This is a genomic window from Amycolatopsis sp. cg13, assembly GCF_041346965.1.
Classification (GTDB): Bacteria; Actinomycetota; Actinomycetes; order Mycobacteriales; family Pseudonocardiaceae; genus Amycolatopsis.
Genome location: NZ_CP166848.1, coordinates 7,974,424 through 7,987,447, shown reverse-complemented (window position 1 = coordinate 7,987,447; position 13,024 = coordinate 7,974,424). Strand labels below are relative to the sequence as shown.

Here is a 13,024-nt window from a genome sequence, read left to right as displayed (position 1 = left end):
AGGGAATCTGATTCCCTCAGGGTTCCCCTCACGACACCCCTAGCTGCGGTAGACCGAGACGACGAAACCGCCGCACGTAACCGGTTCTCCGTACCAGCCGCCCCAGCGGCTGTCCAAAGCCAGGCCTGCCAGTTCGGCCATCAGGTCGAGTTCGGCGGGCCAGACATAGCGCAGGGGCAGCGACGCGTCGGTCAGGTGCACGATCTGCCGCACGTCGTCCACCGCTCGCACCCGGGCGTCTGCGGTCCAGCACGCGGGATCGGGGTGACGGCCCTGCACCACCAAGGCGCCGCCGGGGCGCAGGAGGCGGCTGTAGCGGCCGATGGCTCGCAGCTGGTCTCGTTGGTCTGGCAGGCGGGACAGCACGTCCGCGCCCAGGTATCCCGCGTCGAAGCGGGGGCCGGGTTCCAGGTGGACTTCGTAGCCTTCGCCGGCCAGTGCGTCCGCTACCGGACCGCCGCCGGGGACCAGGATTCGGCCGGAGCCGTGGTGTCGCGAGCAGCGGTCGGTCACTTCGGAGAGGAACGCGACCGCGCCCGCCGGGTCGTCCGCCAGCGGGGCCAGCCACGCGGCTACGGGATCGACCGGCTTTTCCATCACCCGGGTCGGCATGTCGCCACCTCACTTCACGCAGTGGTCCTCTCTACTCCACAGAGAGTGCCGGACCGATCTAAAGCGGATCTAGCGGAATCGGGGTCCCCTAGGCAAGCCTGAAGGGCGACCCGCGGCGTGCGGGTCGCCCTTCGGCGGTGAAAAGTGGTTCAGCCCTTGGTGCGCCGGTTGAACTTGCGCACCGCGAGGAACGAGGCCGCGGCGGTGATCACGCCCCACCAAGCGAGGGCGAGCCACGCCGTACCGCCCGCGGGGGTGCCGTTCATCAGGGCGCGCACGGCGTCCATCAGGACCGTGAACGGCTGGTTGTCCACGATCACGCGCAGCACGCCGGGCATTGCCTGGGTCGGCACGAGAGCGCTGGAGGCGTACGGCACGAACACGAGGATCATGCCGAGGCCGCCGGCGCCTTCGACCGTCTTCGAGATCGAGCCGAGGAGCACCGCCAGCCAGAAGACGCCTGCCGCGAACAAAACCAGCAGGCCGATCGCGGCGAGCCAGCCCAGTGCGCTGCCGCCGGGGCGGAAGCCGATCGCGAAGCCGATCGCCACCATGATCACGAACGACACGAGGCTGCGCAGCATGCCGGCGGCGACGTGGCCCACCAACACCGCCGGGCCGAACATCGGCATCGAGCGGAAGCGTTCCACGAGACCCTGGGTGAGGTCGGCGGCGACGCCGACGACCGTGGTCGTCGAGTTGAAGCCGATGCTGATGGCCAGCAGGCCGGGCACCAGGTAGTCGACGTAGGCCATGCCGGGCACGTTGATCGCGGGCCCGAACATGAAGCGGAACAGCAGCAGCAGCACGATCGGCAGCGACACCGCCTGCAGCAGCATCTCCGGGTTCCGCGTGATGTGCTTGACGTTGCGCCCGATCAGCACGCGGAAGTCGGACAGCACCGTGGCCAGCCCGGCGCTTTCGGGCGCCGCGGGGAGCTGCGCCCCCTCGGTTTCCCTGGACAAGGTCTGGGTCATCACTTCGCTCCCGCGGTTGAGGTGAGGGTGTGGAACACGTCGTCGAGCGTCGGCTCGGACAGTTCGATCCCGGCGGGCTCGAGCCCGGCGTCGGCGACCCGGTTGAGCGTCGCGCGCACCTGGCCGGGGTGGTCGATCGGGACGCTGACCGTCTCGTCCAGCAGCACGCCGCCGGTGATCTGCTGCGCGCGGCCCGCTTCGGCGACCGACGCGAAAGTCAGCTTCAGCCGTTCGGTGCCGACCCGGCGCTTCAGCTCGGTGGCGGTGCCCTCCGCGACGACGCGGCCCTTGTCGATGACCGCGATCCGGTCGGCGAGCTGGTCGGCCTCGTCGAGGTACTGCGTGGTGAGCAGGACCGTGGTTCCGCCGTCGAGCAGCTTGCGGATCGCGTCCCACATCGCCGAGCGGCTGCGCGGGTCGAGACCCGTGGTGGGCTCGTCGAGGAACAGCACCGGCGGCGACGTGATCAGGCTGATCGCGAGGTCGAGGCGGCGCCGCATGCCGCCGGAGTAGGTCTTCACCGGACGGCTCGCGGCTTCTTCGAGGTCGAACTGCGCGAGCAGTTCGGTGGCCCGCTCCTTCGCCCGCGCGATCGGCAGGTGGAACAGCCGCCCCATCATTTCCAGGTTTTCGCGGCCGGTGAGCAGTTCGTCGACCGCGGTGTTCTGTCCGGTGAGGCCGATCTGCTCGCGGACCTTGCGGGTGCGCTTGGCGACGTCGTGCCCGTTGACGGTCACGGTGCCGCCGTCGGCCTCCAGGAGGGTGCTGAGGATCCGCACCGTCGTGGTCTTGCCGGCGCCGTTGGGGCCCAGCAGCGCGAACATCGTGCCCCGCTCGACGCTGAGGTCGACGCTCTCCAGGACGTCGACATCGCCGTAGGACTTGCGCAGCCCCCGTGCTTCGATTGCGTAGCCGGTGACCATCGGGTTACCTCTCCTCGGTTCGGTCAAGCGGGGAAACTGTCGGGATCAAGTGGGCCACAGCGGCCGCGAGAGCGGCAATACCGGCCGGACCCGATAGGGGTGGGCTAATCGTCGTCCCCACCCCCGATTGCCATGCTGATCAACGCGTCGGTGTCCAGTTCGTCGATCGTGTCCTCGTCCACCGCGGACTGTTCCTCTTCCAGGTGCTCGGCCTGTTCCGGGATCTGGATGCCCGCCAGTTCGAGCAGTCCGTCCAGCAGGCCCGCCGAACGCAGCCGTTCCAGCGGGATCGCCGACAGCGCGTCCCGGATTCCCTGGTCCGTCAACGGTTCCGGCTCGGTCTCGGCCGGAGCCAGTTCGGTGACCAGGTGCTCGGCGAGGATCCGCGGCGTCGGGTAGTCGAAGATCAGGCTGACCGGCAGCTTCAGGCCGGTGACGAGGCTGAGCTTGTTGCGGAACCCGGTGGCGGACAGGGAATCGAAGCCGACCTCGTTGAACGAGCGGTCCGCTTCCACCGCCTCCGGACCGGCGTGCCCGAGCAGCGTCGCCGCGTGCGTGCGCACCAGGGTGAGCACGGTCGGCACCCGCTTGCCCGGCGGGAGCGCGCCGAGTTTCTGCGCCAGCGATTCGGTGTCCTCCACGGCATCCTGAGCCGCTCGTCGGCCGCGAGAGCCGGCGAGTTCGCGCAGGACGGCCGGGAGATCGTCGTCGCCCGAGGACACTAGTACGCGGGTATCCAAAGCGATCGGCACGAGCAGCGGTTCAGGCGAACCAGCTGCCGCGTCCAGCAATCGCAGACCGTCCTCAGTGGACAGCGCCGTGATGCCGGTTTCGCCGATGCGGTGGGCGTCCGCGTCCTCCAGCGCCGCGCCCATGCCGCCGCCCCACAGACCCCAGGCGAGCGACGAGCCCGCGAGGCCTTCGCGGCGGCGGCGGACCGCCAGCGCGTCGAGGTAGGCGTTGGCCGCGGCATAGCTGCCCTGGCCCGGTGCGCCGAGCACGCCGGCGGCCGAGGAGAACAGGACGAACGCGGTCAGGTTGCGGTCGCGGGTCAGCTCGTCGAGCGTCGCCGCGGCGTCGACCTTCGGGCGCAGGACGTTGTCGAGACGTTCCGGCGTAAGGGAAGTCAGGACACCGTCGTCCAGGACACCGGCTGCGTGCACGACTCCGCGCAGATCAATTCCGTCCAGAAGCGCGGAAACCGCGGCGCGGTCTGCGACGTCGCAGGCGGCGAGCGTGACTTCGGCACCGAGACCGGTCAGTTCGTCCCGCAGCTCGGCCGCGCCCGGTGCGTCCGCGCCACGACGGCTGACCAGCAGGAGATTCTGTACGCCGTGTTCGGTCACCAGGTGCCGGGCGACGGAACCGCCGAGCGCACCGGTCGCGCCGGTGATCAGCACGGTGCCTTCGGAGTGCCAAACCGGCGCGGCAGCGGCGTCGGCGGCTCGTTGCAGCCGCGGTACCAGCACCGCTCCGGAGCGGAGGGCGACCTGCGGTTCGTCCGATGCCGACACTGCGGCAAGGGTGCGGCCGCTAGGGGTTCCGGTGCCGAGGTCGACCAGGGTGATCCGGTCCGGGTGCTCGGCTTGCGCCGAACGGACCAGTCCGGCCACCGCGGCTCCGACCGGGTCGGGGCTTTCCTCGGCGCCGGCCGCGACCGCGCCTCGGGTGACCACTAGCAGCGAGCCCTCCGGACGGCCGAGGAACGTCTGCAGTTCGCCGAGGACGCGGTGCAGTTCCGCGTGCACGTCGTCGCCGGCGGCGGGCAGCACGACCAGGCCGGAAGCGTCGTCGATGCTGGTCGCGGCGGTGGCGCCGAGGGCATCGGTGAGGCCGAACGGGTCGTCGCCGACCACGGTCCAGTCGGTGACTTCGGCTACCGCGTCGAGGTCGGTCTGCTCCCAGGCGAGGCGGAACAGCGACTCCGTGCCCCCGGTTTCGGCGGCCTGCGGCTGTGCGGACATCGGGCGAAGCAGCAGCGAATCCACCGAAGCGACCGGTGCGCCGGTGGCGTCGGCGATCTTCAGCGCAGCCGCACCCGAACCGATCTGCTTCACGTGCACCCGCAGCGTCGTCGCGCCGACTGCGTGCAGCCGGACGCCTTCCCACGCGAACGGCAGCGCCGGTTCGTCGCCGACCGCGCCGGAGACGCCGATGGTGTGCAAGGCGGCGTCGAGAACGGCCGGGTGGATGCCGTAACGGTCCACATCGGACACCGCAGCAGGCAGCTGGATCTCCGCGAACGCTTCCCCATCGCCCTTCCAGGCAGCGACGAGGCCGCGGAACGCCGGGCCGTACGCGAGACCGTCGGCGGCCAGTTCCTCATAGGTGCCATCGAGTTGCACCTGATCGGCGGCGGGCGGCCAGGCGGAGAGGTCGAACTTCTCCGACTTGCCTGCCTTGGCAAGGCGTCCAGTGGCATGGCGGGTCCACGGGACGCCGTCCGCCGCGCCTTCCGGTCGCGAGTGGACAGTGAAGGTGCGAATACCGTTTTCCGCGGCGTCGAGCGCGAACTGGACGCGCACGCCGGTCCGCTCCGGCACCACCAGCGGGTACTCCAGCGTCAGCTCGTCCAGGCGCGGGCATCCGGCCTCGTCTCCGGCGCGGATCGCCATCTCGACGAAACCGGTGCCGGGGAAAAGGATCGAGCCGCCGACGACGTGGTCAGCCAGCCACGGGTGCGTGCCGACGGACAGCCGTCCCGAGAACAGGAGGCCCTCCGCACCGGCCAGCTCCGTCGCGGTGCCGAGCAGCGGATGGTCTTCCTGCCCCGGCGCGGCAGCCGTGCTCTCCAGCCAGTAACGCTGGCGCTGGAACGGATACGTCGGCACGGGCACCGGGTGCGCGCCGGTCGGAGCGTAGATCGCTGACCAGTCGAGGTCGACGCCGCTGACGTGCAGCTGCGCGACACCGGTGAGCGCGGCGACGGCTTCGTCCTGCTCCTTGTGCAGCAGCGAGGCGAGCACGAGACCGTCCGGACGGTCGTCGAGGCTGGCGTCGGCCATCGCGGTGAGTGTGGTGTCCGGGCCCAGTTCGAGGAACCGGGTCACACCGTCTGCCGCGGCCCGGGCGACCGCGTCTCGGAATTGCACGCCTTCGCGGACCTGGTTTACCCAGTACTCCGGCGAGGTCAGGTCGGCCGGGCCGCCGGTGACCGTGGAGATGATCGAAATCCTGGGTTCCGCATAGGACAGTCCTTCCGCGACAGTGCGGAATTCGGCGAGCATCGGGTCCATCAGTCGCGAGTGGAATGCGTGCGAAACGCGGAGTTGCTTGGTGCGCTCGAACTTCGCCGCCACTTCGGCGACCGCTTCCGCGGCACCGGAGATGACGACTGCGGTCGGGCCGTTCACTGCGGCAATGTCCACAGTGTCCCCGGCGGCTTCGCGAACCGCTTCGGGCGTGCCATCGATCGCGACCATCGCGCCGCCGGTCGGCAGGGCCTGCATCAGCTTGCCCCGGGCGACCACGAGCTTCGCGGCGTCGGCCAGCGAGAACACGCCAGCACAGTGCGCGGCGGCGAGTTCGCCGATCGAGTGTCCGGCCAGCAGGTCCGGCTTCACGCCCCAGGATCGGACCGTACGGAACAGTGCGACTTCCAGCGCGAACAGCGCCGGTTGCGTCCAGCGGGTCTCGTCGAGGCCTTCGCCGCTGTCGATCACTTCACGGAGCGGACGGTCGAGGTGCTTGTCGAGTTCGGCGCACACCTCGTCGTAGGCCTCGGCGAAGGCCGGGTACCGCGCGGCCAGCTGCGTGCCCATCTGCGCCCGCTGCGAACCCTGACCCGCGAACAGGAACGCGGTTCGGCCGCTGCCGGTCGCGGTGCCACGGATGACGCCGCGTGCGTCTTCCTCGTCCACCAAGGCCGCCAGCCCACGCACGAACTGCGGCGAGCGGCTGCCGATCAGCACCGCGCGACGGTCGAAAGCGCTGCGTGCGGTCGCCAGCGAGAGACCGATGTCGGCGAGGCTGCCTTCCGGGTCCTCGTCCACATAGGACATCAGCTGTTCGGCCTTGGCCCGCAACGCAGCCGCGCCGCGACCGGAGACCGGCCAGGCGACCGGTCCGTCGTACTCCGGGCCAGTCGAGGCGGTGACCTCGCGACGGTCGCCTTCCTCCAGGATCACGTGCGCGTTCGTGCCGCTCACGCCGAAGGACGAGACGCCGACGCGGCGGGTGTGGCCGTTCGGCAGCCACTTCACCGGCTCGGCGAGCACTCGCACCGCACCTGTGGACCAGTCGATCTCGCTCGATGGCTTGCCCACGTGCAGCGTCGCGGGGAGTTCGCCGTGCCGCATCGCTTCGATCATCTTGATCACGCCTGCCGCACCGGCGGCGGCCTGCGTGTGCCCGATGTTCGACTTCACCGAACCGATCCACAGAGGACGGTCCGCCGACGTCTGCGCGCCGTAAGTCGCCAGCAGCGCCTGGACTTCGATCGGGTCGCCGAGCTTCGTGCCGGTACCGTGCGCTTCGACGGCGTCCACATCGGACGGTTCGAGTCCGGCATCGGCCAGCGCGGCGCGGATGACCCGCTGCTGCGCGGGACCGTTAGGCGCGGTCAGGCCGTTCGATGTGCCGTCCTGGTTCACCGCGCTGCCCTTGAGGACCGCGAGCACCGGGTGGCCGTTGGCGCGGGCGTCGGAAAGGCGCTCCAGCACCAGCACGCCGACGCCTTCGGACCAGGTGGTGCCGTCGGCGTCGTCGGAGAACACCTTGCACCGGCCGTCGGCGGCGAGGCCCTGCTGACGGCTGAATTCCACAAAGGTCTCCGGCGTGGCCATCACCGTGACGCCGCCGGCCAGCGCGAGCGAGCAGTCGCCGCCGCGCAGCGCCTGCGCCGCCATGTGCATCGCGACCAGCGAGGACGAGCACGCGGTGTCGACGGAAACGGCCGGTCCTTCGAGGCCGAGGGTGTAGGAAACCCGGCCGGTGACGATCGAGCCAGCGCTGTTCGCACCGACGTAGTCGTGGTACTGGACGCCCGCGTACACGCCGGTCGGGCTGCCCTTGAGCGAGACCGGGTCGATCCCGGACCGCTCCAGCGCTTCCCAGGACGCTTCGAGGAGCAACCGCTGCTGCGGGTCGATCATCGGCGCTTCCTTCGGCGAGACGCCGAAGAACGTCGGGTCGAAATCGCCCGCGTCGTAGACGAATCCGCCTCGTGCGACGTAGGTCGTGCCGGGGCGGCGGCCGGTCGGGTCGAGCAGGCCGTCGATGTCCCAGCCGCGGTCGGCCGGGAAGTCCCCGATCGCGTCGCGACCCTCGGCGACCAGTTCCCACAGCTGTTCCGGCGAGGTGACGCCACCGGGCAGACGACAGGCCATGCCGACGATCGCGATCGGCTCGTCCGAGTTGTCCTTAGTGGACACTGTGCTGATCTCGACGGAAGTGCCCGCCAGTTCATCGAGCAGATGTGCGGCGAGAGCGGTCGGTGTCGGGTGGTCGAAGATCAGCGTGGCGGGCAGTCGCTGGCCGGTGGCCGCGGTGAGGCCGTTGCGGAGTTCGATCGCGGTCAGCGAGTCGAACCCGAGCGACTGGAACTGCGCCGACGGCTCGATCTCGTGTGCTGCTCGGTAACCGAGCACGGTGGCGGCGTGACTGCGCACCAGTTCCAGCACCGCGTCGCGACGGTCTTCGTCCGGCATTCCCAGCAGCCTTGCGGCGAACGAATCCACAGAGGACTCGGCAGCGGCGGCGACCCGGCGGGTGGTGCGGCCGACGAGTTGCTCCAGCGTGCGCGGGAGCCGGTCGAGTTTGCGCAGCACCGGCAGGTCGAACTTGGCCGGGACGGCGGTCGGCTTGCGGACGGCGATGGCGCGGTCGAACAGCGCCAGACCCTCCGCAGTGGACAGTGGCACGATGCCGCTGGCCGCGAGCCGCTGCACCTCCTCTTCGGTGAGCGTGCCGCCCATGCCGCCAACCTCGCCCCACAGGCCCCAGTCCAGCGACAGACCCGGCAGGCCGTGCGCGACACGGTGCGACGCGAGGGCGTCCAGGTAGGCGTTAGCTGCGGCGTAACTGCCCTGGCCGGGCGCGCCGAGGACGCCGGAGACCGACGAGAACAGCACGAACGCGGACAGCGCGATCTCGCGAGTGAGTTCGTGCAGGTTCAGCGCACCGTCGACCTTCGGGGCGAGCACGGCGTCGACCCGCTCCGGCGTCAAAGCGGTGACCACGCCGTCGTCGAGAACGCCGGCGGCGTGCACGACCGCGGTGAGCGGGTTCTCCTCCGGCAGCGACGCCAGGACGCTGGCCAGCGCCTCGCGGTCGGCGACGTCGCAGCGTTCCAGCCGGACGTCGACCTCGCTTTCGCGCAACTCGGCGGCCAACTGGTCGAGAGCGGGCGTGATCCGGCGGCTGAGCAGCAGCAACCGGCGGACGCCGTGCTCGGCGACCAGGTGCCGGGCGAGCTTTCCGCCCAGCGCGCCGGACGCGCCGGTGACCAGCACCGTGCCGTGCGGACAGAAGTACGGCCGCTCCAGCTCGGGTGTCGTGCGGACCAGCCGAGGCACGAGGACGGTGCCGAGCCGGACCGCCGCCTGCGCCTCGCCCGAGGCCAGCACCTGCGGCAACACCGTTTCCGGCGTGGTTTCGGCGTCGAGGTCGAGCAGGACGAAGGCGTCCGGATTCTCCTCCTGCGCGGAGCGGACCAGGCCCCAGACCGCGGAGGCGGCGAGGTCGGTGACGTCTCCGGCGGCCGGGACCGCGCCGCGCGTGACCACCACGAGCCGGGCGTGCGCGGGGTGTTCCTCGGTCAGCCAAGCCTGCAGCCCAGCCAGTACACGGTGGGTGAGTTCGTGAGTCTCCGCGGCAGTGCCGGATTCGCCGATGCACTCGAGAAGCTGGACATCGGCAGTGTCCACAGTGGCTTCGACATCCGCGGATCGCTGCCATTCGATCCGGTACAGCGGCGCGGCCTGCTCGGCGACCGGGGCGCTGAACGCGCGGAACACCGTCTCGGCGACCGTCGCGACCGGAGCTCCGGTCGGGTCGGCGAGAGCGATGGTGAAACCGTCCTCTGTGGTCGGGGTGAACCGCACACGCAGCGCGGACGCACCGGTGGCGTGCAGCTCAACTCCGGTCCAGCAGAACGGAACCCGGCCGACGCCGCCGTCACCGCCACCGGCGACGCGCAGCGCGTGGGTGCACGCGTCGAGCGCGGCCGGGTGGAGGCCGAAGCGGTCAGCGTCGTTGTCCTCCGGCAACGCGACTTCGGCGAAGATCTCGCCGTCGCGCTGCCAGACTGCTTGCAGGGAACGGAAAAGCGGGCCGTACGTCAGGCCGGTGTCGGCGAAGTCGTCGTACAGGCCGTCGATGGCGACCGACTCCGCCCCAGCGGGCGGCCACTCGGTCAGCGCAGTGCCGCCGCTGGCCGACTGCGGAGCGACGCTGCCGCTTGCGTGCAGGGTCCAGTCGGCGTCGTCGTCCTCGGGTCGCGAGTGGACAGTCACCGAACGGACGTCGCGCTCCCCCGCCGCACCGACGGTGACTTGCACCTGAATGCCGCCACGGGCGGGCAGGACGAGCGGGCTGCCCAGGGTCAGTTCCTCGATCCGGCCGGAGCCGACCTGGTCTCCGGCGCGGACGACCAGTTCCAGGAACGCGGTTCCGGGCACGGTGACCGCGTCGCCGAGCTGGTGTTCGGCCAGCCACGGGTGCGTTTCGACGGACAGCCGGCCGGTGAGCACGACGCCGTCGGTGTCGGCGAGCGCGACGGCCGCGCCGAGCAGCGGGTGCCCGGCGGACGTCAGCCCGGCGGCGGTGACCTCGTCGCGGTTGGCACGGGCGTCGAGCCAATACCGCTTGCGCTGGAACGCATACGGCGGCAGGTCGACGCGCTGGGCACCACGGTCGGCGAAGACCGCGGCCCAGTCCGGGGTCAGGCCGCTGACGAACAGCTCAGCCAGCGCGGTGAGGGCGGCGGCCGGTTCTTCGCGGTCCTTGCGGAGCACCGGGACCACGAGCGCGTCGGACGTCTGGCGGACCAGCGCGGACAGCACGCCGTCCGGACCGACCTCGGCGAACCGTCCGACACCTTGTGCGGCAAGGGTTCCGATGCCGTCGTGGAACCGGACCGCGGCGCGGACCTGGCGCACCCAGTAGTCCGGAGTGGACATGTCGACATCCGGGCCGACCGTGGAGACCAGCGGAATTTCCGGCTGGTGATAGCTCAGGCCACGGGCCACGGCAGCGAACTCGGCGAGCATCGGTTCCATCAGCGGCGAGTGGAACGCGTGCGAGACCTTGAGCTTCGAAGACTTCCGGCCGTCGAACGCAGCCACCACTGCGGCGACGGCCTCCTCGGTGCCGGAAAGCACGACGGAATCCGGGCCGTTGATGGCGGCGATGCTGACCTCGTCAGTCAGATGCGGCGTGACCTCGTCCTCGGTCGCCTGCAGAGCCACCATCGACCCACCGGACGGCAGCGCCTGCATCAGCCGAGCCCGAGCGGCCACCAAGGTGGCGGCGTCGGCCAGCGAGAAGACCCCGGCGACGTGCGCGGCAGCAAGCTCACCGATCGAATGGCCGAGCAGGAAGTCCGGCTTGATCCCCCACGACGCGAGCAGCCGGAACAGCGCGACCTCGATCGCGAACAGCGCGGGCTGAGTGTAGCCGGTTTGGTTGATCAACCGCGGTTTCTCGAACAGGACTGTCTTGAGTGGACGGTCGAGGTGCTGGTCCAGTTCGGCACAGACCTCGTCCAGTGCGGCACGGAACACCGGGAACGCCGCAGCCAGCGCAGCCCCCATCCCGGCCCGCTGCGCGCCTTGGCCGGAGAACAGGAACGCGGTCAGTCCTTCCACCTGCGTGCCGGTGACGATGTCCGGAGTGGCGACGCCGTCCGCGAGCGCGGCGATGGCCTGCTTCGGGTCCTCGGCCAGCACGACCGCGCGATGCGACAGCGGCGAACGCGAGGTCGCGAGCGAAAAGCCCAGGTCAAGCGGGGACGCAGCAAACGAGACCAGCTGCGCGGCCTGTGCCCGCAGCGCCGCACTCCCGTGGCCAGCCAGCGGCAGCGGAACCGCGACGCCCTCCGGCCAACTCGGGGTAGCCGGCGCAGCGGCCTCCACCGCAGGCGCTTCCTCCAGGATGATGTGCGCGTTGGTGCCGCTCACGCCGAACGACGAAACACCCGCGCGACGTGGGCGTTCTCCCGCCGCCCACGGACGCTCGGTCTTCAACAGCTCAACCGCGCCGGAGGTCCAATCGACCTCTGTGGACGGTTCGGTGACGTGCAGCGTGCGCGGCAGCAGCCCGTGCCGCATCGCCTGCACCATCTTGATCACGCCGCTGACACCCGCCGCCGCCTGTGCGTGGCCGATGTTCGACTTAATCGACCCGAGCCACAGCGGCTCAGTCCGGTCCTGACCGTAGGTGGCCAGCAATGCTTGCGCCTCAATGGGATCGCCCAGCGTGGTGCCGGTGCCGTGGCCCTCGACAGCGTCCACATCGGACGCGGACAGCCGGGCGTTGGCCAGCGCCTGCCGGATCACCCGCTGCTGCGAGGGACCGTTCGGCGCGGTGAGGCCGTTGGACGCGCCGTCGGAGTTGACCGCCGAGCCGCGCACGACCGCGAGCACCTGGTGTCCGTTGCGCTGGGCGTCGGAAAGTCGTTCCAGCAGAAGGGTTCCCGCGCCTTCGGCCCAGCCGGTGCCGTCCGCGCTGTCGGAGAACGCCTTGCACCGACCGTCGGCGGCAAGACCGCGCTGACGGCTGAAGGCGAGGAACGGACCCGGGCGCGACATGATCATCACGCCGCCCGCCAGCGCGAGCGAACAGTCCCGCTGGCGCAGCGACTGGACCGCCAAGTGCAGTGCGACCAGCGAAGACGAGCACGCGGAGTCGATCGTGACTGCCGGGCCTTCCAGTCCGAGCGCGTACGCGATCCGGCCGGAAATGACCGAGCCGGCGTTGCCGGTGCTCAGGTAGTCCTCGACCTCGCCCGCGAGCACGGACGGCGGCAGCTCGTCGTAGTAGTCCTGCCCGCCGCTGCCGACGAACACGCCGACCTGCTGTTTCGCCAGCGAATGCGGCGCGATGCCGGCCCGCTCGAAGGTCTCCCACGCCAGTTCCAGCACGATCCGCTGCTGCGGGTCCATGGCCAGCGCCTCGCGCGGCGAGATGCCGAAGAACGGCGCGTCGAACTCGCCCGCTTCGTGCACGAACCCGCCTTCGGAGACGTAGCTCGTGCCGGGGCTGTCCGGGTCGGCGTCGAACAGCCGGTCCAGCGCCCAGCCGCGGTCGGACGGGAACTCCCCGATCGCGTCGCGGCCGTTGGCGACCAGCTCCCACAGGTCGTCGGCGGACCGGACGCCGCCGGGATAGCGGCAGCCCATCGCGACGATCGCGATCGGCTCGGATTCGGCGGCCTCGACCGCGCGCAGCCGCGCCCGCGTCTGCTGCAGGTTGGCGGTGACCCGCTTCAGGTAGTCGACCAGCTTGGTTTCGTCGGTCCTGGCTTCGTCAGACATCTGGAGAACCTCTTGTCGCAGAATCAAGGGCGGGTGG

Annotated in this window: 4 protein-coding genes; all 4 read right to left on the bottom strand. The window is 70.5% G+C overall.

Translation table 11 applies throughout. The features are described 5' to 3' along the window. Positions 1 to 39: 39 nt before the first annotated feature. The 4 genes from AB5I40_RS37435 to AB5I40_RS37420 all read right to left on the bottom strand — a co-directional run bounded on the left by AB5I40_RS37435 (position 40) and on the right by AB5I40_RS37420 (position 13,014). Positions 40 to 612: a hypothetical protein gene (locus AB5I40_RS37435; RefSeq protein WP_370934878.1), complete on the bottom strand. Its 573-nt coding sequence runs from the start codon at positions 610 to 612 to the stop codon at positions 40 to 42. Between the two features lie 149 nt (positions 613 to 761). Next, positions 762 to 1,589: an ABC transporter permease gene (locus AB5I40_RS37430; protein ID WP_370934877.1), complete on the bottom strand. Its 828-nt coding sequence runs from the start codon at positions 1,587 to 1,589 to the stop codon at positions 762 to 764. Next, positions 1,589 to 2,512, bottom strand: a complete 924-nt coding sequence (locus AB5I40_RS37425; protein ID WP_370934876.1) for an ATP-binding cassette domain-containing protein — start codon at positions 2,510 to 2,512, stop codon at positions 1,589 to 1,591. The genes AB5I40_RS37430 and AB5I40_RS37425 overlap by 1 nt, the downstream gene beginning before the upstream one ends. 104 nt (positions 2,513 to 2,616) lie before the next feature. Beyond that, positions 2,617 to 13,014 (bottom strand): SDR family NAD(P)-dependent oxidoreductase, encoded by a 10,398-nt coding sequence (locus AB5I40_RS37420; protein ID WP_370934875.1) that lies wholly within the window; start codon positions 13,012 to 13,014, stop codon positions 2,617 to 2,619. Positions 13,015 to 13,024: the final 10 nt, after the last annotated feature.

What these genes read in the sequence shown, in the direction of transcription:
- AB5I40_RS37435 (WP_370934878.1), bottom strand. Translation starts at nt 612, where the DNA reads ATGCCGACCCGGGTGATGGAAAAGCCGGTCGATCCCGTAGCCGCGTGG.
- AB5I40_RS37430 (WP_370934877.1), bottom strand. Translation starts at nt 1,589, where the DNA reads ATGACCCAGACCTTGTCCAGGGAAACCGAGGGGGCGCAGCTCCCCGCG.
- AB5I40_RS37425 (WP_370934876.1), bottom strand. Translation starts at nt 2,512, where the DNA reads ATGGTCACCGGCTACGCAATCGAAGCACGGGGGCTGCGCAAGTCCTAC.